Annotated in this window: 16 protein-coding genes; 9 read left to right on the top strand and 7 right to left on the bottom strand. The window is 42.5% G+C overall.

The genetic code is table 11. From position 1 onward, the window contains the following. Positions 1-18 precede the first annotated feature (18 nt). From tssC to L4D20_RS20315, 7 genes are all read right to left on the bottom strand, one after another. Positions 19-1,497 (bottom strand): type VI secretion system contractile sheath large subunit, encoded by a 1,479-nt coding sequence (tssC, locus tag L4D20_RS20285; RefSeq protein WP_428803405.1) that lies wholly within the window; start codon positions 1,495-1,497, stop codon positions 19-21. After that, positions 1,497-2,000 carry a type VI secretion system contractile sheath small subunit gene (tssB, locus tag L4D20_RS20290; RefSeq protein ID WP_428803406.1) on the bottom strand — a complete coding sequence of 168 codons (504 nt, stop codon included), beginning with the start codon at positions 1,998-2,000 and terminating at the stop codon, positions 1,497-1,499. Before tssB ends, tssC begins: the two co-directional genes overlap by 1 nt. Before the next feature lie 16 nt (positions 2,001-2,016). Then, positions 2,017-2,538 (bottom strand): type VI secretion system tube protein Hcp, encoded by a 522-nt coding sequence (locus tag L4D20_RS20295; RefSeq protein WP_248010241.1) that lies wholly within the window; start codon positions 2,536-2,538, stop codon positions 2,017-2,019. Positions 2,539-2,568: 30 nt separating this feature from the next. Then, positions 2,569-4,011, bottom strand: coding sequence for a type VI secretion system protein TssA (locus L4D20_RS20300; protein WP_428803407.1), 1,443 nt, complete (start codon positions 4,009-4,011; stop codon positions 2,569-2,571). A 205-nt stretch (positions 4,012-4,216) separates the two neighbouring features. Continuing rightward, the gene (locus L4D20_RS20305; RefSeq protein WP_428803408.1) at positions 4,217-4,516 is read right to left on the bottom strand and encodes a PAAR domain-containing protein; all 300 of its coding nucleotides are present in this window, start codon (positions 4,514-4,516) and stop codon (positions 4,217-4,219) included. Positions 4,517-4,518: 2 nt separating this feature from the next. Further along, positions 4,519-5,079 (bottom strand): DUF6931 family protein, encoded by a 561-nt coding sequence (locus L4D20_RS20310; protein ID WP_428803409.1) that lies wholly within the window; start codon positions 5,077-5,079, stop codon positions 4,519-4,521. After that, positions 5,079-7,058 (bottom strand): type VI secretion system Vgr family protein, encoded by a 1,980-nt coding sequence (locus L4D20_RS20315; protein ID WP_428803410.1) that lies wholly within the window; start codon positions 7,056-7,058, stop codon positions 5,079-5,081. The genes L4D20_RS20310 and L4D20_RS20315 overlap by 1 nt, the downstream gene beginning before the upstream one ends. Before the next feature lie 378 nt (positions 7,059-7,436). On the opposite strand from L4D20_RS20315, the gene L4D20_RS20320 reads away from it, so the two are divergent. The 9 genes from L4D20_RS20320 (at position 7,437) to L4D20_RS20360 (ending at position 21,850) form a co-directional block, all read left to right on the top strand. Then, entirely contained in the window at positions 7,437-10,619 is a 3,183-nt protein-coding gene (locus L4D20_RS20320) for an HD domain-containing phosphohydrolase (protein ID WP_428803411.1), read from the top strand. A 376-nt stretch (positions 10,620-10,995) separates the two neighbouring features. After that, positions 10,996-11,694 carry a GntR family transcriptional regulator gene (locus L4D20_RS20325; RefSeq protein ID WP_428803412.1) on the top strand — a complete coding sequence of 233 codons (699 nt, stop codon included), beginning with the start codon at positions 10,996-10,998 and terminating at the stop codon, positions 11,692-11,694. A 33-nt stretch (positions 11,695-11,727) separates the two neighbouring features. Then, entirely contained in the window at positions 11,728-12,624 is an 897-nt protein-coding gene (gene prpB / locus L4D20_RS20330) for a methylisocitrate lyase (protein WP_428803413.1), read from the top strand. A 118-nt stretch (positions 12,625-12,742) separates the two neighbouring features. Beyond that, positions 12,743-13,888, top strand: a complete 1,146-nt coding sequence (prpC, locus tag L4D20_RS20335; protein ID WP_428803414.1) for a bifunctional 2-methylcitrate synthase/citrate synthase — start codon at positions 12,743-12,745, stop codon at positions 13,886-13,888. 137 nt (positions 13,889-14,025) lie between these two features. Continuing rightward, complete coding sequence (gene acnD / locus L4D20_RS20340) at positions 14,026-16,641, top strand: Fe/S-dependent 2-methylisocitrate dehydratase AcnD (RefSeq protein ID WP_428803415.1); 2,616 nt, start codon at positions 14,026-14,028, stop codon at positions 16,639-16,641. Positions 16,642-16,650: 9 nt separating this feature from the next. Then, positions 16,651-17,829, top strand: coding sequence for a 2-methylaconitate cis-trans isomerase PrpF (prpF, locus tag L4D20_RS20345; RefSeq protein WP_428803416.1), 1,179 nt, complete (start codon positions 16,651-16,653; stop codon positions 17,827-17,829). A gap of 38 nt (positions 17,830-17,867) precedes the next feature. Continuing rightward, positions 17,868-19,784: a propionyl-CoA synthetase gene (locus tag L4D20_RS20350; protein ID WP_428803417.1), complete on the top strand. Its 1,917-nt coding sequence runs from the start codon at positions 17,868-17,870 to the stop codon at positions 19,782-19,784. Between the two features lie 109 nt (positions 19,785-19,893). Next, positions 19,894-20,367: a GNAT family N-acetyltransferase gene (locus tag L4D20_RS20355; protein WP_428803418.1), complete on the top strand. Its 474-nt coding sequence runs from the start codon at positions 19,894-19,896 to the stop codon at positions 20,365-20,367. A gap of 67 nt (positions 20,368-20,434) precedes the next feature. Next, on the top strand, positions 20,435-21,850 hold the full coding sequence (locus L4D20_RS20360) for an NUDIX domain-containing protein (RefSeq protein ID WP_428803419.1): 1,416 nt from the start codon (positions 20,435-20,437) through the stop codon (positions 21,848-21,850). The last annotated feature ends 28 nt before the right edge of the window (positions 21,851-21,878 follow it).

The raw sequence follows: 21,878 nt of genomic DNA on the forward strand, positions 1-21,878 counted from the left end.
TTCGGCCACATCCTTTGATTAACCTGGGATTTTCGCAACCATACGTACAGAGGTTGTTAGCTCTTCAAGCTGTAACCAAGGACGTAAGTGTGCAACTGCTGAGTACGAACCTGGGCGACCAGGTTGTTCAACAACTTCAATGCGAGATTCACACAAAGGTGTTTTCCCACGTTGTTCATTACCAATAGCACCAGAGTTGGTGTATTGATCAATCCACAATTGAAGTTCTCTTTGAATATCAGGTGCTTCTAGGTTTGAACCTAATTTGTCACGGCCCATCATTTTCAAATAGTGAGCGATTCGGCTACTCGCCATGATGTACGGTAAACGTGCTGAAATAGCCGCGTTTGCAGTCGCATCAGGATCAGTAAACGTTTTAGGTTTCTGAGTCGTTTGACCGCCGATAAAGACGCCATAATTGGAGTTTTTATAATGAACGAGAGGCAAGAAACCTAAGTCACTTAACTCTTTTTCACGTTCATCGGTTAGGTTAACTTCAGTCGGACATTGTTGAAGAATGTCACCCGCTTCAGATTTATAAGTTAGGTTAGGGAGGTCTTCGACCTTACCACCATTATCCAAGCCGCGAATCGAAGTACACCAACCTGTTGCTGTATACGCTTGAGTCATTTTAAGACCCAAATCGTACGCTGCATTAGACCAAACTAACTGATCATTCCCGGTTGGTTTCGGGTTACCATCCATATCGGTATTTAGCTCTTCGTACTCAAAGACATCAGTACCCAAGCCTTTTCCGCCATAAGGAAGTCTTGCTAACGTTCTTGGAAGAGTCAGTGTCACATAACGAGCGTCATCACTTTCTCTGAATGAATTCCATGCTGCATAGGCAGGGGAATCAAAACCGGCTGCAACAGGTTTGCCTTCGCTGAACGTTGTGAAATCGTTGAATTCAAACATTTCAGCATTAGCTGAAGCAACAAATGGCGCGTGACAAGCTGCCGCAACTTCACCCATGTATCTTAGTAGTGCGACGTCCTCATCTTTAGCGCTAAATTCGTAGTCACCGATGAATGCACCATAAGGTTCACCACCAGCGGTACCATACTCGCCTTGATAGACGGCATTGAAGAGTGGACTTCTGTCGATTGCAGGCGCATCTTCAAATTGGTCAAGAAGCTCTTCTTGTGTGAAATCGACCATTTTGATTTTTAGGTCTCTTCCAAGCTCACTCTCTTTAACCAATTTTTGGACACCGCGCCATGAACCTTCTAGCTTTTGAAACTCATCTTTTTGCATGACAGCAGAGAGCTGTTTAGATAATTTCTTATCAATTTCACTGATAGCATTTTCAATGGTCTTAGTGACATTCTTATCCCACGTAACCGTTCCTGATAATGCTTGCTCTGCTAGAACAGAAAATAGTTCTTTAGTTGTGTCTGCAGGCGTTTGAGTTGTCGCTTCAATTGCTCTGTCTAAAAAACTTAGTGAACCTTCAGCAGCTTCGGGTTGCGCTTGATTCTCAGTTTCAGTACTCATTATTCTGCTCCCTCACTGTTGATACCAAGCTCGCCTGATAAAGCGTTGATGGTGTCTGCACTTTGAAGTACTTCTTTAAGAAGCTTTTCTAAATCACGTGAACGATCTGCTTTCGATAAAAGGACTTTAAGTTGGTTACGAGTTTCAACCAGCTTCTTCAAAGGTTCAACTTGGTCAATGATCGCTTCAGGTTCAAAGTCTTTCATTGAGTTAAATTTTAGGTCTGCTGCAAATTCGCTATCGTCATCGGCCAAAACATTATCGACTTTTAATGAAAGCTCTGGACCGACGCGTTTCATTACGTTGTCGAAATTGTCTTTATCAACATTGTAAAATTCACGATCTTCTACATCAGATTTATCTTGTTTATGACCAGAGTAATCTCCAATCACACCGACAACAAAAGGAAGTTCTTTTGTTTCTACTGCGCCGTTAGTCTCAACATCGTAAGTGATACTTACTCGGTTTTTGCTGACGCGTTTATGTTGGGAATTTAATGCCACGATAGCGCTCCTTTAATTAGCTAGCTGTAGAAGTGACTTTAGCTTGAGTAGCATCAAAGCCAACTTCAGGGCCTTTATCAATTTTTCCACCTTCACCTTCAATGTAGTAAGCCTTTGAAATTTGGGTGTAAGTTAAGCTGAATGATTCGTTAGGAAGTGAACCGTCTGTCGCTGACATATTGTAGCTAGACATACGAGCAGCACTTAACGTGACGATCAGGTAAGGATCTGCACCAGAACCTTCACGGTTAGGTTTCGTCATGATGACTTCGATTGTTTTACCTTCACCACCTGGTGCGTATAAGAACGTCGTTAAGAATGGGCTCGCACCATCACAAACACGGTTGATGTTAATTTCACCCAGTGCCACCATTCCTTTGTCAGCATTGTTAGCGTTACCTACATCGATACCGACGCCACGTACTGCACTCCAAGACAGGCTATCGATTGCAAAGAAGCCATCTTTGCCACCAATTTTGTCAACTGTTGCAGCACCTTTAGGGTTAGTGCCATCGATTCTCATAAAAATAGAAGCCATTGTTTTCTCCTTTGCGTTATCGCATTTTGGTTACCACTCAAAGCTAGTGACGGTGCCACTATCTTGAGAGGTTTCTGGTCCAGTATTAGTTTGTGTGTTTGTTGGTGTTGCTGTATTCGCAGCAGAATCATTCGCGTTTACGCTTGGATTGTTGCTGCTTAATGAACCCCCGTTGGAAGTAGGGAGCGCATTTGGTGTAAATGTAGAAGGGGAATGGTTGGACACTCCCGCTAAATCTGTCTTCTCTAAATTGTCCATGCCGGTAAGCTGATTAATATGCTGCAGCATTTGGCTATCTCTCCCCACCATCTCTTCAAGAAGTTCGGGTAAGCTTAAGTAGCCCCAACGAATGGCACGTTCTAATAAAAAAGAGATTGGGCTATGAGGTTCAGCCTGTTTAAAGTAATCGGCGATCTTACGTAATTCATGAAATGCTTGATCTCTGCTAGTCACTGATAAGTTGCCACTATTACCCAATACTTGCCCTGAGTTCGGTGGTTGATGTACTTCATTTGTGGTAACGATCGGATTAGCAGGGGGATTCTGTGAATCACTGGTTGTTTGAGTAGCTTCACTCGAGCCCGCTTGAGTGGAATGCATTACTTCATTGAGAGGTGAAGCGTTAACTGTAGATGTCTCGTTCGTTGCTGCTGCGATTGCATAGTTGTCGTCTAATGGCCAATGACTAAACTTTTCACCAACTAAGTGTTTAATAGCATTAATAAAATCAGCGATATTGCTTTTTATGAATTTGAAACTTACAGCACTAACAGCAACTTTTTGGCACTGCTCATTTATGTAATGCTCAGTGTTCGAGAGTTGCTGATAGGCATTTGAGAGATTATTTAGAGTGTCAGCAACCTCAGAGGAAAATTGATTCAGAGCGGATTGCTTTATGTCTGAAAGTGTTCCATTTCGCTCTGAAACTAAGTAATCAGAGAATGACACATCTCCGACGAGAGGAAGCATTTGTAGTGGCATAAAGATCGCGGTTGAGTCTGGGCTTTCCCCTATGAGCTGAAGCAGTGGCTTTAAACGAAATTCAGTTATTTCTTTAGCAATAGCTTGTTCATCGGTCGCCTTTCGCTTCTCCTCTGGGAGCAGAGGGTTCATATCAGCCCAATGCTCTTCAACCAAAGTATTCAGCACTTGCGTAGCAAGAGAAAAGTTTGCAAAAGGTTCGCGAGTAAATAACTGGCTAGTGATGTACCAACCTAAAATTTCGAGATCTTTAGTCTGTTTAGTTAGAGCATCTTGAGTCGATGTTCTTAACGTATCCCAATGTGCATCATTAATTTCGAGAAGTTCTTGGTTACTGGAAGCGTCGGGTGTCTCGCTGAGTTGTCGAAAAGATGACTGCGCAGAGTTATAGGCATTTCTTAAACCGCGATATGCGGTTCTGTCCAATTTTAGATATGTACCACAGGGCTTGTCGTCCGAGATCGGTGCCAACAAGCTATTCACATCAACCATACGCATTCCATTGCTTTTTTGTAAAGGGGTTAATTAATAAGTTTGTTATTTGTTAATAAATGTAACAGTTTACTAATATCGCTAAGTCTAGGTTTAATTTATTGAAACATCTATTAAAAATAGATTTTAAATCAAAAGTTTGAGCTTCATCTAAGAAATTAAACATAAAGCTGTAGTTATTAGCATTATTACACTGAATGTAAAGTCAGCCACCAATCAGTACGGTTGGCATTCCCAAAACGATAGTTCCTCCGTGTGAGGTTGTATCCCCCATTCTAGCGGCTGGCTTATTGGTAATTAAAACGGTTGCACTGCCTTTAATAATCGAATCTGGCGGACCGACACATACACACATGTCGCCCATTGTTGCCGCAGGCATATTTCCAATCAAAACTGTTGGTGCTCCGGGACCAGTGATTGGCCCGCCAACATGAGGAATAGGTGGAACTGCAGGGGTTTGCATTGGACACACGTGCATGTCCGTCAAGCGAGCGGCTAATGTCATGGTTAGGCATTTCCTTTTGCAATATTGATGGCAGCTTCGATTGCGTTAGCATAGTAACGGTCACTGTGTTGCCACTCAGGAAGCGCAGCAGCATGATTTACAGAACCGGCGACCGCTTTAGAGTAGAGTAGGGCATCAGGCATTACTTGAGGAAGATCGGGACCTACAATGCTTCCTGAGCCATTCCAAAATACCGCTTGGGCCAACCAAGACGGACCACAGTTGACATTTAAACGGTTGGCAAACAGTTCTGCTTTTCTTCTTAGCTCTTCTGATGGTGATTGCGCCCATTGTTTTGCTGTGTTGATGCATTGAATTTGACTAGAGTTCCAATCTTCACTTCTATGTTCTAAGCAGTGTGCGGCCCACCAAATCGCTTCTCTAACAGGCAAGGCATGTGCGAAGAACTGACACAAATCGGTATACTGTTCATGGGTTGTAAGAATATCGATAGTTTCTGAAATTGAACTCTCTTCAGTCAATAACGCTAATGCTTCATCTGAAGCTTTAAAGCGTTGGATGACCTGTAAGCCAGTTTTATAAGGGATTTTTTTATAGTTCATTAGTTCACCTTCACTATCGCGCCTTTAAGCTCGCCCATTACGCCACCGTCAAATGTTCCCTTTAATCCCGATTTAAACTCTGCGCTAAGCTGTCCTTCGGCACTGAGTGTTGTGTCGGCTTTAATGGCAACACTTAGACCTTTAATCGAGTTGGAACTGGTTGCTTCGAGTGCTGTAGTCACCCCTGAAATTTTATTGGCTGATGTCGCCTTACTAGTAACATTCACGCCTTCAAGTGTTAATCCACTGCTTGCTTTGATATCTATGTTGGTGGCTTCTATAGAGATAGCTGAAGATGTCATTGATATTTTGCTAGAGCCCACAACAAGATCAAGAGAGTCACTTGCTTCGAGTGTTATTGATTTAGCCTTTTCAGACAGGGCTTTTGTTACTTCAAGAGTATAATTATCTTCAGTGGTAACAGTGACTTGTTTGGTAACCGTTTGGGCGAGTTCACCTTTAATTGTTTCAGTTCGATTCTCTTCAACTTCATAAGTTAAATCTTTGGCTGCATGCATGTAGACCAATTCGTTGTCTTTCTTATCATCAAAATAGAGCTCATTGGCTAGCCCTTCAAGCTGGGTTTTTATACCTGACTTTGTAGTGTTTTCTTCCTTGTATGGGGGGCTGTTTTTACTGTTATATACGCTACCAGTAATGATTGGTTGGTCAGGGTCACCATCAATAAACGACACTAATACTTCGTGACCCACTCTAGGAACAAATTGACTTCCATATCCTGACCCAGCAAGCATCTGTGCAACTCGGACATAACAACTGGTTTTATCACCACTTGTTTCTGTATCCCAATGAAACTGAATCCTTACGCGGCCTTGATCGTCTTGATTAATTTCACCAGCGGTCGAACCTGCTACAAGCGCACTTTGAAGGCCAAGAATCTTCTTCTTACTAACTGGTGTAGGGTAGTGGGGTGTATCTTTTTCAATGAGGGTCGCAGAAGAGGTTACTTCATCTTGTGAATAGTATGTGTCGAGTGAAATAACACTATACTCACCAAGAAGAGACGAATCCAAATGGCTGTTTAGACTAAACCAACTGCCTAGTTCAAAACTATCATGATCAGCAAGCATTTCGACCAACTGGAAGTTCTGTTCAATTTGCTCTATTCGCCTTTTAGCAAGGTTACTTGCAAGATCGGTTTTATCTCCAAGAATTCCCAGTGGAGGGTATTGGACTGAGGTTAGCTTAGTGTTGTTCGCTATCGTATGACTTGATTTTGTTGCCTTACTAGTGACGAGCTTAGTCTGAGTATCGTCATAAGCTGTTAATTCGATACTGGCACCATGAAATTGAGACGTCGGCTGCCAAAGTTTAATTAAAGGGTTACTATCAGTAGGTGTTTCAACCATATCGAATTTACTAATACTTGCTTGTTCAAATGGTGTTTGAGCATCTTGAATAGCTAACGTGTGACCTGAACTTGAGTAGGTAAAGTAATAGTGAAGACCCTCTTCAGCTAATAGTCGAGTTACAAAATCAAAGTCAGATTCGTCGTATTGAAGGCAATACTCTCTTTTGGTACTGGGCAAACTGCCAAACTTAACGTCACTACTAAATCCAGATTGTGAAAAAACATCAGAAACAATATCTTTTGTGGATTGATTTTGATAAACCCGAAAGTTATGTGTATGTTTTAGAAGCCAGAACCAAGGTCTCAAGATGATTTGGTAAGAAGAGTACTGTAGCTTGTCATCCATTCCAATATGTTGGATGTGGGTAATGACGCCATTAACAACTTTGGTCAGTTTCAAGCTACCAGACTGGCTAACATAATGGTTAACCGTGAGGTTTTGACCCAGCTGGCTATCGACGGTAAACGATTTAGACACCAACGTTATTGATATTTTAAATGGATCAGACAGTGCTTCTTCTATTTTACTCGTCGTAATAACGTGTTCTTGTCCTTTGTAGTCAACGGCAGAAATTGAGCTTGCCGAAGCACTGAATTGTTCAGCCATGATCTTTCCTTAATCCTGATTTTATCCGTACAAAAGAGATGTTAACGACGATGTAGTGAATGTGTTGTTTGTTAATAGTTCATTAAAAACATGGTCTTTGCAAGTAAAGACTGGTACGAGCTTTCGATTGTTTCACCGATAAATAATTGAGGGTGATTGTTATTTGTGCATCTATTGTTTGTTATTCATGCGTAAGTAACGGTAAGAGGGAGAGTAGGTTAAAGATCTTTCGGTAGTACGAATAGTTAACTTAGCAGAAATTAGGTATTTATATGGCTATTGACTGAGCCAATTTAGAGATTACTATGAGGATAGTTGAATAGCTAAAGAGTGCTTAAGCACCGTTGTTATTCAAGCCTACACCAAGGAGGGTCAGGAATGAAATCGTCACAACATCAGGCTAGAAAGTATTCAATCCGGTTTACTGTTGGGAGCATGTTTATACTCGCAACATTATTAACATCATTTTTTGCTATTACCATTCAATATCATTTTTCTCGACAAATGTCAGAAGAGCTTGTGCTATCGAAACTCTCGATGACATCGACTCAGGTTAGTGAGCATATTCAAAAGATCGATTCCAGTGCTTCTAATGTTGCTCGATTATTGAAAAATATTTCACTGGTCACCGAGTATCAGTTCAGTGAAGCGGAAGTGACGACGATTTTTACACAAGCGCTTATAGATAACCCAATGTTTTATAGTATTTACTGGGGTAACAGTAGTGACGATTTTTTCCAAATTATCAATCTAGATTCTTCACCGGTCGTACGCGAGAAAATTAATGCCGCAGAGTCAGACCGTTGGGTCATCATTCGTGTAGGAGGATCCAAACAGAACCGGATAAGGAAAACGTATTATTACACCAACGACTTTGTTGAGACTAATGTTGTAATTGAAAGTAGCAATTACTATCCAACCCAAAGACCGTGGTATGGCGAGGCTTCGACAGTAGAAGTATTTAAAACCGAACCTTATCTTTTTCAACATCTAAAAATTGCCGGTCAAACCTATGCTGTTAAAACGCTTAATGCCGTGATTGGTATTGATATTGTGTTGTCGTCGGTCAGTGAGATTATCTCTCCTACAGCGCTTGGTTTAACGAATTCTACGGGGGTTGAATCATTTATATTCAATCCACATGGTGAAATTATTGCTTCCAGCGTAGCGCTAAAAGAGGTTGTTGAAATTCCATCCTCACAACCACTCAAGTTAGATAGCACTAATAAAGCAATATTAAAAAATGCACGCTCATTACTAGTCTCTAACCAAAGTAATTGGGGGCCTTTGGATTACGCATATGCAGGGCAACCCAAAGGCTACTTAGTGGATCTGTTGAAAATAGTTACTGAAATGACGGGGCTTCGGTTTGAATACGTAAACGGATTCAGTTGGTTGGAGTTAGTTGATAAGTATCATCAAGGAGAGTTAGATATTCTACAGTCAGTCCCCATGATTGATCGCAATGACGAGATTCTCAGCGTTCCACTGTTATCTGTCCCATTAGGCGTGGCTTCTTTAGACGCCAAAGATGAAACAACAGACAAAAAGTTATTGGATCTACTGGTTGCGGTTGTTGAGGGACGCAATACAGACACGCTATTAAACCAAGGACTAGAAACAAAGTTTCATTATGCTAGTAGTATTGACGAGGCAATGAACTTGTTAGAACAGGGCAAAGTAGCTTCAGTGATTGATGTTTTTTCTGTCCTGCAAAAGTATAAAATTGAGCACTATTTAAATGATATTCATGTGACTCAATTTGAATCAGGTCGGCCCTACAACTATTACCTAACCATGAAAAACAGCGATCGTCAGCTCTCTAATCTTATAGATCTTGCTATTAGTAACGTGACAAAAGAGCAACGACAAGCATTGGATAACAAATGGTTAAATAGACAAAATATTACCGATACATTTGTACCTTACGCAGAAGTTGTAGATTTGACACAAAAACCATCGATGCAAAATCAAATGATCGAGCACAACATTAATGGTGAAAACAAATACGTCTATATCACAGCAATAGGGGACTCTATCGCAGCGAATGAGTACTTTGCTGTTGTTGTTCCTGAGCAGGTTATATTTGAAAAAGTAATACCGAAGGTACTTGTTACCCTTGGCATGAGTGTAATGGTCCTACTCGGCGTCCTGCCTTTAGCCTGGGTATTTGGGAACCCAATAGTTAAACCGGTTGGATTATTAACGAAAGAAACAACAAAGGTCTCTTTGCGCCAGTTCGACAAAGTTCATCACGTTCAATCCCGAATTAAAGAGGTATCAGAACTTTCTGATTCAATGGTAGAGATGGTTGAAGAAATTAAAAACCATCAGAAATCTCAAGAAGAGTTGGTTGAAGCATTTATTCGATTAATTGCTCAAGCTATCGATGAAAAATCTCCTTATACCGCAGGTCACTGTAATCGAGTGCCTGAGATTGGAATGCTATTAGCCAAGGCTGCAGAAAATGCCCAATATGGTAAGTTTAAAAATTTCAAATTTTCCAACGACCATGAGCGAAGAGAGTTCCAAATAGCGGCATGGCTGCACGATTGTGGCAAGATCACGACGCCTGAACATATCGTCGATAAGGGCACTAAACTTGAAGCAAATTACAATCGGATCCATGAGATCAGAACTCGATTTGAAGTTCTCTTACGTGATGCTGAAATTAGCCATTTAAAGCGCGTATATATTGAAGGTGTAAGCGAAGCGCTGTCGAAAGAACAACTAGTAGTAAGTAAACAACAGCTTAAGGAAGAGTTTGAATTTATTGCTAACTCAAATGTTGGTGGTGAATATATGGCAGACTCTAAACTAGAGCGTATTCAGGATATTGCGAAGCGAACCTGGCAACGTAACTTTGATGACTCTTTAGGGCTCTCGCCTTTTGAAGAATTGGCGAGGGATGAAGAATTCTTCAAACAAAGTTTACCTGTCACTGAACAACTGCTTAGTGATAAACAAGAGCACATTATTAAACGCATTCGTCCACTGGAGTTTGATCCCAAGTTAGGTATTAAGCTTAATATTCCTAAGAATCAATATAACTTGGGTGAGGTTTATAACTTGTCGGTAAGAGCGGGTACGTTAACGGCTGAAGATAGATTCAAAATCAATGAGCATATGACGAGTGGTATAAAAATGCTCAATAACATCCCATTCCCACCAGAATTAAGTCGCGTACCTCGCTATGCTTCAACACACCATGAAACCCTTAAAGGCACCGGTTACCCGCGACAGTTAACCAAAGATCAACTGTCAATACCGGAAAGAATCTTGTCTATAGCAGATGTATTTGAGGCTCTGACCGCAGCAGATAGGCCATATAAAAAGGCCAAACCCGTGAGTGTGGCTATAGATATAATGTACAAAATGGCAATGGATGAGCATTTAGATATCGATCTGTTCATATTGTTTTTGGAAAGTGGTGTCTATATGGAATATGCCAAACGTTATCTACCAGAAGCTCAAATTGACAACGTAGACATTCAAAAATACCAGCCATCAGAATCTGTGAATAAACAAAAGGTAGCTAAAGGTCAGGCAGAGCCTGCTTAGCTAAAGCTTATAAAAAATCGTGAGGGCAGTTTCGCCCTCAGATCTTCTTGCCAACATAGTCTAATTATCTTCTCTACGGATTACACACCTTCCTCGTAAACTGTCGACACTTCACTAGATGTTGAATTCTTGTATCCTTTTTAATCTATTTTTCGTGTTGGTATGAATTGTTTATTTATCTCATTGTTTTATAGGTATTAATTTGACTTTCGTTAGCTGTTCCCCCTAAGGTCGGAATAACGCTATTAATTATACCTTAGTCTAAATTGTCGACAATCCACTTGATTAACCGTCTTATTATGGTCTATTTTATAATCAGGTTGTTAGATTGTTGACACTTAATCACTGTCAGGATTATTAAGCGAGTGTTTAGGATATGGTTACGACGAGTACTGAAGGTTTTGTTCGTGTGAGTGAAAAAGAGAATACAAAATCAGAAAGTCTTACCGAGTACTTGATTGAAGCTATTGTTAGTGGCGACATAGGGCCTGGTTGCAAAATATCTGAGCCGGAACTGGCCAAACGTTTTGAGGTAAGCCGTGGTCCTCTCAGAGAAGCGATCATGAGAGTGGAAGCTTTAGGTCTCATTGAGCGAATGCCCCATGTAGGCGCAAGAGTTATTACCTTTTCAGAAGAGAAGCTGTTAGAGCTTTATGAGGTAAGAGAGTCACTTGAGGGGATGGCAGCAAGGTTGGCTGCAAGACACATAACGGAAGATGAACTCATCAAGTTAGAAGAGGTGCTATCAACTCACTCTAAACATATCGACCAAGTGGCAGGGGCATCATATTTTCATCAACACGGTGATTTCGACTTTCACTATCGCATTATTAAAGCCAGCCGAAACAGTAAGTTGATCTCACTGCTTTGTGACGAACTTTATCACTTGTTGCGAATGTATCGTTATCAATCGCCAAGAGCTCAATCAAGGCCAACCGAGGCGCTTGAAGAGCACAAATACATATTGCAGGCCATTCGTAATCGAGATGAAGAGTTGGCCGAGATGCTGATGAGAAGACACATTTCAGGTAGCAGAATGCTGATTGAAAAACAGATTCAGTTAACAGCGAATTGATTGGTAAATAACGAGTTAATAGGGAGCTAAAGAATGAAAAATTCACCAGGGACGAAGTTTAGACTTGCCGTAGCAAACAATGATCCTTTACAGATAGTTGGAACGGTAAACCCTTACTGCGCAATGATGGCAAAAAATGCAGGCCATCAAGCGATCTATTTGTCAGGAGGTGGAATTGCAAATGCTTCTTACGGATTGCCAGATCTGGGTATCACAACATTGAACGATGTTTTGGTTGATGTGGAGCGCGTGACTAACGCATGTGACTTACCACTGCTTGTGGATATTGATACCGGCTTTGGCGGGGCGTTTAACATTTCACGCACAATAAAGTCGATGGAAAAAGCGGGTGCAGCCGCCATTCACATGGAAGACCAAGTTGCACAAAAGCGATGTGGTCATCGTCCAAATAAAGCCATTGTTAGTCAACAAGAGATGGTAGATCGAATCAAAGCAGCAACCGACGCCCGTGATGATCAAAGCTTTGTCATTATGGCGCGTACAGATGCCCTAGCCGTTGAAGGTATTGACAGTACGATAGAACGCGCAATCGCCTGTGTAGAAGCCGGAGCCGATATGATTTTCCCAGAAGCGATGAGTAAATTAGAACAGTATGTCCAATTTTCATCAGCTTTGAAATCTGCAACCGGAAAGCACGTACCTATCCTTGCCAATATCACTGAATTTGGTCAAACGCCACTCTATAATTGTGAAGAATTGTCCCGATCTAATGTGGATATGGTGCTCTATCCATTAAGTGCATTTAGAGCGATGAATAAAGCGGCTGAGATGGTTTATACCCATTTGTTGGCGGAAGGTAATCAGGAAGCATTAATCGATTCAATGCAGACACGGAAAGAGCTTTATCAACATCTGAATTACCACGACTATGAAAACAAACTAGACCAACTGTTTTCAGGAAAAGAATAAATTTAACCTAATCCAATAACGTGAAACCGTTAGCTTGCAAGAATGTACCGAAGAGTACTTATTTAGCTAAGCATACTTGCTAAAAAACGAGTGAGCTAACCCAGAAAAGGAGTTCAACATGTCTTCATCAGCGGATAAAAAATCAGCAAAAGGTGGCGCAGGGCTAAGAGGTCAAAGCGCAGGAACCACTGCGTTATGCACTGTAGGACAAACGGGTACAGGGTTAACCTACCGAGGTTATGACATAACCGACTTAGCAAATAATGCTGAGTTCGAAGAAATTGCTCATTTATTGTTACGCGGTCACTTGCCGAACCAAAAAGAGCTTGATGATTACAAAACTCTTCTTATTAGTCTGAGAGGGTTACCGGAACCGCTTAAGCAGGCGTTAGAGTTATTGCCCGCGACTGCACACCCAATGGATGTCATGAGAACTGGCTGTTCTGTATTGGGTAATCTAGAGCAAGAGATGGACTTTTCTGAGCAGCAACCTGCGACAGAGCGCATGCTTGCATTATTTCCAGCTATCATCTGTTACTGGTACCGTTTTAGCCATGACGGTGTACGGATTGATACTAAAAATGAGAGTGAAGGGTGCACTGGTGGTTACTTTCTGAAGATGTTAACGGACAAATCACCGAGCGAGCTGCACAAAAAGGTCATGCACTGTTCTCTTATTTTATATGCTGAACATGAATTCAATGCATCGACATTTGCCGGTCGTGTGTGTGCTTCCACCTTATCTGATATTCACTCTTGCGTTACCGCTGCTATCGGTACATTACGTGGCCCGTTACATGGTGGTGCAAATGAAGCTGCAATGGCGATGATAAAAGATTGGAAAACGGCCGACGAAGCCGAAGAAAACATCATGAAAATGTTGGCGAACAAAGACAAAATAATGGGTTTTGGGCACGCTGTTTATAGAGAATGTGACCCTCGAAACGCGCTGATAAAACGCTGGTCAAAAGAGCTATCTGAGGCTGCCGGTGACACACAACTGTATGTAGTTTCTGAGCGTGTTGAATCGGTAATGAAAAGAGAGAAAGGTTTATTCTGTAACGCTGATTTCTTTCATGCATCCGCTTATCATTTCATGGGCATACCGACTAAATTATTTACACCGATATTCGTTATGAGCCGACTAACGGGTTGGGCTGCGCACATCTATGAACAGAGAGCGAACAATCGAATCATACGTCCAAGCGCTGATTACGATGGCCCTGAACATCAAGACTGGCTGCCAATTGGTCAGCGTCGTTAGCTAATTAACCGTCGCTAGGAAAAAGTCGCTAGTTAAATTAGGCTAATAAACAGCAGGTACAAACAGAACTTAACTTCACTTAAATAAGAATGCTGGGTTCTGTTTGACGGATGTAAATAAATTTATGGACGAATGTTATGCCAGACTTAAACGCTATGGTAAATCAACGCTATCGTAAGCCGCTCCCCAATACAGATCTTGATTATTTTGATGTTCGAGACGCGGTCAACTCTATCTCTTCAGGGGCGTATGAGAAACTCCCTTATACGTCTCGAATTCTTGCCGAGCAATTAGTAAGACGCTGTGAACCGAACTCACTAAACGACAGCTTGAATCAACTAATCGAACGAAAATCTGATTTGGACTTTCCTTGGTATCCGGCAAGAGTCGTGTGTCACGATATTCTTGGTCAAACCGCGCTTGTTGATCTTGCAGGACTACGAGATGCGATTGCCGATCAAGGTGGTGACCCCGCCAAAGTGAACCCTGTTGTAGAGACGCAGCTAATTGTCGACCATTCTTTAGCGGTTGAACATTCGGGCTTTGACACTGATGCGTTTGCAAAAAACCGAAGTATCGAAGAGAGACGAAACGAAGACCGTTTTCACTTTATTGAATGGTGTAAGACTGCGTTTGAAAATGTCAGTGTGATTCCTGCAGGAAACGGAATCATGCACCAGATTAATCTAGAGAAAATGTCTCCGGTTGTTCAAGCTAAAGACGGAATTGCCTTTCCTGATACTTGCGTAGGAACCGATAGTCATACCCCACACGTTGATGCTTTAGGCGTGCTGGCGATTGGCGTGGGCGGTCTAGAAGCTGAGACCGTAATGTTAGGGCGACCATCGATGATGCGCTTGCCCGATATTGTGGGTGTTAAGTTAACGGGTCAACGCGCACCGGGTATTACCGCAACAGACATAGTGCTAGCAATTACCGAGTATTTAAGGGGCAACGATGTTGTTTCAAGTTACTTAGAATTTTTTGGTGATGGTGCGCGTGATCTTTCCATCGGCGACCGAGCGACCATATCGAATATGACTCCTGAGTATGGCGCAACTGCTGGGATGTTTTATATCGATGAACAAACAATAAAATACTTAACACTCACGGGACGAGATCCTGAACAGGTCGCTTTAGTTGAGCAGTACGCAAAGCTGAATGGTTTGTGGGCAGATGACCTTAAAACAGCGGAGTATAAGCGAGTTTTAGAGTTCGATTTATCAACGGTTCAGAGAAATATGGCAGGCCCATCTAACCCGCACCGACGTTTACCAACTTCTGAATTAGTTGAGCGTGGTATTGCCAGCAACGAGCAAGAGCTTCAAAACGAAACAAATCCTGACCAAATGCCGGATGGAGCTGTAATTATTGCAGCAATTACATCGTGTACCAATACCAGTAACCCGCGAAATGTTGTCGCGGCGGCTCTGATGGCAAAAAAGGCCAATCAATTAGGCCTCGTTCGTAAACCTTGGGTCAAAACGTCATTTGCTCCTGGGTCTAAGGTAGCCAAGCTTTATCTTGAGGAAGCAGGACTATTATCTGAGATGGAAACGCTAGGGTTTGGCATTGTTGGTTATGCATGTACAACCTGTAATGGCATGAGTGGAAAGTTAGATAGCAATATTCAGCAAGAAATCATCGAGCGGGATTTGTATACAACCGCAGTTCTATCAGGTAATCGAAATTTTGATGGCCGAATTCATCCTTATGCGAAGCAAGCATTTTTGGCATCACCACCCTTAGTCGTTGCTTATGCATTAGCGGGTACGATTCGCTTTGATATTGAAAACGAGAGCTTGGGCACTGACAGTAATGGCAAGAAGATCTATCTAAGCGACTTATGGCCAAGTGATGAAGACATTGATGCAATTGTTAATCGCCACGTGAAGCCGTCGCAGTTTAACCAAGTGTATATTCAAATGTTCAAGTTAGATGATCAAGAAAAGAACAGTAACCCACTTTATGACTGGCGTGAAAAGAGCACGTATATTCGTCGTCCACCATATTGGGAAGGTGCACTCGCAGGGGAAAGGACTCTAAGCCAAATGAGGCCACTTGCCATTCTAGGTGACAACATTACGACTGATCACCTGTCGCCTTCCAACGCAATTCTCTCATCGAGTGCGGCAGGGGAATACCTAGCCAAAATGGACGTACCGGAAGAGGACTTTAACTCATACGCAACGCATAGGGGTGATCATCTCACTGCTCAACGAGCGACGTTTGCTAACCCAAAACTTTTTAATGAAATGGTGAAAGAGAATGATCGTATCGTACAAGGATCATTAGCGCGAGTGGAACCAGAAGGTAAGGTCACTCGAATGTGGGAAGCGATAGAAGCCTATATGGAACGCAAGCAACCACTGATTATTATCGCCGGGGCTGATTACGGGCAAGGGTCATCACGAGATTGGGCAGCTAAAGGCGTTCGACTTGCTGGTGTCGAGGTGATCGTTGCTGAAGGATTTGAACGAATTCACCGAACGAACTTAGTTGGTATGGGCGTATTGCCGCTGCAATTTAAGAACGATGACAATCGGAATACTCTGAAACTGATGGGTACAGAGCAATATGATGTTGTGGGTGATATTGAGTCAGGGGTTGATTTGGCGTTAGTTATTACTCGTGATAATGGGGAAAAACTCAGTGTAGAAGTCACCTGTCGATTAGACACCGAAGACGAAGTCCGTGTTTATCAAGCGGGCGGCGTTCTGCAGCGATTCGCAATTGATTTTCTAGCGCAATAGGAGAAGGGCATGACATTAAAACAGATCAAAGTTCCGGCGACCTATATGCGCGGTGGCACGAGTAAAGGTGTGTTTTTCAGCCTTAATGACTTACCAAAAATAGCTCAAGTCGAGGGTGAGTCGCGAGACAAGCTTCTGCTTCGAGTGATTGGCAGTCCGGATCCTTACGGCAAACAAACCGATGGAATGGGAGGCGCGACTTCAAGTACCAGTAAGACGGTTATTTTGTCTAAGAGCAGTCAGCCAGGCCACGATGTCGATTATCTATTTGGCCAAGTATCAATTGATAAGCCCTTTATTGATTGGAGTGGAAACTGCGGAAACTTATCTGCGGCGGTTGGGCCTTTTGCTATCCACTCGGGTTTAGTGAGTCCAGAACGAATTCCAGACGATGGCGTTGTCGCAGTGAGGGTCTGGCAGGCAAATATTGGCAAAACAATCATTGTGCATGTACCAATACAAGGTGGAGAAGTTCAAGAACTTGGCGATTTTGAGCTTGATGGTGTGACTTTCCCTGCCGCAGAAATTCAAGTGGATTTTATCGACCCCGCGGATGGCGACGGCTCGATGTTTCCAACAGGAAACCTTGTCGATGAGCTAAACGTTCCTAATTTGGGACCATTAAGCGTGACGTTGATTAATGCAGGCATACCAACGATATTTGTTGATGCAGAATCGCTTGGTTATCAAGGTGTTGAGCTACAAGATGATATCAATGGGGATGAAAAAGCATTGGCGATGTTTGAGTCTATACGGGCTCATGGCGCAGTGAGAATGGGATTGATTGAATCGATAGAAGAGGCCGTGTCACGGCAACACACACCGAAAGTGGCGTTTGTCTCTAGACCTAAAGCGTATGTTAGCTCCAGTGGCAAAAATGTTGAGGCTGAAGACATTGATGTTGTGGTAAGAGCGCTTTCAATGGGGAAGCTTCACCACGCAATGATGGGAACAGCAGCCGTTGCCATCGCGTCTGCTGCTTGCGTTCCTGAAACATTAGTTAATCTAGCCGCTGGTGGCGGAGAGAAAGAGTCCGTTACTTTTGGTCATCCGTCTGGAACATTAAAGGTTGGCGCTAAAGCAAATAGAGCAGAGAAGGGTTGGGTAGTTGAGAGGGCAACAATGAGTCGTAGTGCCCGTGTATTAATGGAAGGGGTCGTTCGAATTCCTTTCAATGTTTCTGAATAGCGAAATAGCGAAAACATAATTCATGGAGGAAGCACACGATGTCTAATAATAAATCAGTGGCTACCAATCAAACGGTATCTGCATATCAACAAGAGTATCAATGGTCGGTAAACGAACCAGAATCATTTTGGGCGGCGCAGTCTGAAAAAATTGATTGGTTTAAAAAGCCACAAAGCATTTTGCAAACTGATGAGAATGGAATTGAACGATGGTTCTCTGATGGTGAACTCAATACGTGTTGGCTTGCACTTGATTACCATTGTGAGAATGGTCGATCAAATAAAACCGCGTTGTTGTATGACTCACCGGTGACAGAAACCAAACGCAGCTACACCTATTTAGAATTGCGAGACCAAGTTGCAAAAGTAGCAGGCATGTTGGCTGGTTTAGGGGTTAAGAAAGGGGATAGAGTTGTCATCTATATGCCAATGATCCCAGAAGCTGCTATGGCGATGTTAGCCTGTGCTCGATTGGGCGCAGTTCATTCAGTCGTATTTGGCGGTTTTGCGCCTAGTGAGTTAGCGGTTCGTATTGAAGATGCAGAGCCGAAAGTCGTGATTACCGCTTCATGCGGAATTGAAATAAATAAAGTCCTTCCATATAAGCCTTTGGTGGATAAAGCGATAATGGATAGTCGTTGGAAGCCAGAAAAAGTGGTGCTACTCCAGCGAGAGCAATGCGTTGCGGATATCAACTCAGAACGAGATATTGATTGGGATAGTGGTGTTAATAGTGCACCTCCTCACGCTTGTGTTCCAGTATTGGCGACCGACCCGCTGTATATACTCTATACCTCTGGAACAACTGGCAAACCTAAAGGGGTTGTTCGGGACAACGGCGGACATGCCGTTGCAATGAAGTATTCGATGAATACTGTCTATGATATGCCGCAAGATGGCGTGTTCTGGGCTGCATCGGATGTGGGTTGGGTTGTTGGGCACTCTTATATTGTTTATGGGCCACTTATTCACGGCTGTACTTCTATTCTTTTTGAAGGGAAACCTGTAAGAACACCAGACTCTGGCGCTTTTTGGCGAGTCTGTGAAGAGTATAAAGTTGATGTGTTATTTTCGGCACCCACTGCCTTTCGAGCGATTAAAAAAGAGGACTCTGAAGGGGAGTTACTCTCTCAGTATGATCTATCAAAGCTCAAAACCATTTTCATGGCCGGAGAGCGATTAGATCCGCCTACTATGGATTGGGTTTGTTCTAAAACCAAAAAACCTGTGGTTGATCACTGGTGGCAAACCGAAACAGGTTGGTCAATAGCAAGCAATCCAATTGGTCTAGAGGTTATGCCAATTAAATCAGGCTCAGCGACTAAACCAGTTCCCGGGTTTCAAGTTGAAGTAATCAATGAACTGGGTGTCTCACTAGAAGCAAACCAGCAAGGTTTTGTTGCTTTAAAAAGGCCATTGCCTCCCGGATGTTTACCGACGGTGTGGAGAAATCATGATCGATTTGAATCTGGTTACCTTAGTCAGTTCCCGGGCTATTACGTGTCAGGTGATGGGGGATACTTAGATGAGGATGGTTATCTATTTATCATGGGCCGTATCGACGATGTCATTAATGTTGCAGGGCACAGGCTATCCACGGGCGAGATGGAAGAGATTGTAGGTGCTCATCCTGCGGTGGCTGAATGTGCAGTTGTGGGTGTTCATGACGAGTTAAAAGGGCAACTTCCTTTAGGCTTAGTTGTCTTGAAAGATGGCGTTAAAGTTGATAACCGTGAGCTTGAGGGAGAACTGGTTGGTAAAGTTCGTAATGAGATAGGGGCGGTTGCGTGCTTTAAGCATGCACTGGTTGTAGAGCGTCTTCCAAAAACACGTTCGGGAAAAATATTGCGCCGAGTAATTCGACAAATAGCAGATGGCGAACAATATGTTATCCCCACGACAATAGATGACCCGAGTAGCCTTAGTGAAATTGAACGAGTGCTAGACGAATCCTAAGCGGAATTTACCAAAAATAATAACCAAGCCCCGAGAATAAGGGGCTTTTTTGTGCGAGATTCTATACAATCTGAAATTATACGTACTTTATTTGTGTCGCAAAAATATTATGCTACCAATTACTATCTCCGCAGCTCAGATGGCAGACATTGAATCGTTAAACGATCTTATGTTTGAACTTCACAATGAACATCATCTTGCGTGTCCTGAGTTTTTTAAAACCGCACACGAGATAGAGCAAGAAAAAAGCATAGCACGCTACCTTGATGATCCTGAATGTTTGGTTTTTGTCGCCAAAGCAGATGAAAAGATTGTGGGTTTCATCACAGGCCATTTTTGTGAGTTAGTTTCTAGCGTCAGCAAGCCGGTTCAAATGGGCAGTATTGACGAGCTTTATGTTGATTCTAAATATCGTCACCAAAATATTGCAAATCGGCTCTGCACGACACTCAATCAACGTTTTAAAGAGTACGGTGTGGTTCAGGTTTTTGTAGAAGTTTGGGAGTTTAACTCAGCGGCACAAAAATTTTATCAGCAACTTGATTTTGAGCATCATATTCATTGGTTACGCAAAGCTATATGAACAGCTTGCCTATATTTCTCAGCTTAGTTTATGTCTCAGTTTAATTTTTATATGGAAGGTTTTTAACGTGATAAAGCGGATGTTATTGCTTGTATTAACGGGTTTCTCTTTACTAGTTTCGTCGCACTCATTGGCATCGGAAATGCCGGAATCAATTAGAGGTGCTCTGTGCATAGTAAAAGCTGACGATAAAATCGTCCTTGTTCATGAGATTTTGACTAAGAAAATATCACTCCCTGGTGGCACAATCGACCCGAGAGAAGAACCAAGCTTAACGGCTCAACGCGAAACGTGGGAAGAAACAGGATTAGTAGTGAGTGTTGGCGATGTTTTAGGTTACACCGATACTGCTGTGATTTATGACTGTGTTTCAGATTCCGAAGTGATTGCCTATGAATATAATAATGACCTTGATGGTAATGCGATGCCGATTTGGTTCGCGCCTCACTATGGCGTTGAAGTATCAAGTGCTATGTTACTTTCACCAGAAAAACTTCCTTATGAGCGTTATCGATACCCAGAGCAGTGGGATGCCATCAAAGCTTTATATGTAAATGCAACTGACCAGTCTACGACCTACGTTAGTGAGTTGATTGAAGCCGCACCAGTTCTAAATCAAGCTCAGTTAAATTGGATTTTAAGTATGCAGCAGTCAGTTTCCTCAATGCCTGATGTTGTTTCGAATAGTGTTGATGCCATTAATATGGTGTTAAGCCAATTGATTAAACCATGGGTGCTACTGGTGGTTTTTCCACTACTTTACTGGCGTTTTGGTAAAGAGTTTAGCTACAAAGCATTTTTTGCTATCACCGTAACATCACTCTTAAGTTTAGTGGCCCAGCAAGGTTTTTCGATTCCTCGCCCACACGCTTATATCCCTGCTATTGATATGATGCATAGCTATGGGTTCAGCTTTCCAAGCCTTCCTATTGCGGTATGGTTTTGCGTCGTGACTTTGATACTTCGAGAGCTCGATAATGAAGAGAGGAAGCCGTTAATGATAGGCTTTATCGGCTTTGTTCTCGTCCTTGCTTTGTCGAAATTTTATAGCGGCACTGCCTTTTTATGGGATATGGGAATTGGTGCAATACTCGGTGTTCTAGTTGCATGGCATATCATTCGTTTAGAAGCCAAGCCAGATGTGGATGTTCAGTCATTACTTTGTTCTCGAGCTTTATGGGTTGCGTTAACGATTGGCACTGTCGCATTGACCGTAATTTGGCCACTGCCTGTATTTACCGAGTGGTTGGCGATATTGGTCACTACGACAGGGTTGGTGATGACTCTAGATAGAGACCAACAAACAATGTCGTTAAGCAAAGTCATTTCAATGATTGTTGTACTACTGATATTGAATTTTACTCTGCTGTTTGCTGCAACTTTTGTTTCTTATAGCAGTATGTTTTCTCTTATTCTTGAGTCGCTGAGATTTCCAGTGCTGATGCTCGCCTACGTTGGTGCGGTGCGAAAACTTAGTCACTAAAAATTGCCAGTAACCAGATATTGTCATC

The sequence above is a fragment of the Vibrio kyushuensis genome (genome assembly GCF_050337325.1).
GTDB classification, from domain to species: domain Bacteria; phylum Pseudomonadota; class Gammaproteobacteria; order Enterobacterales; family Vibrionaceae; genus Vibrio; species Vibrio kyushuensis.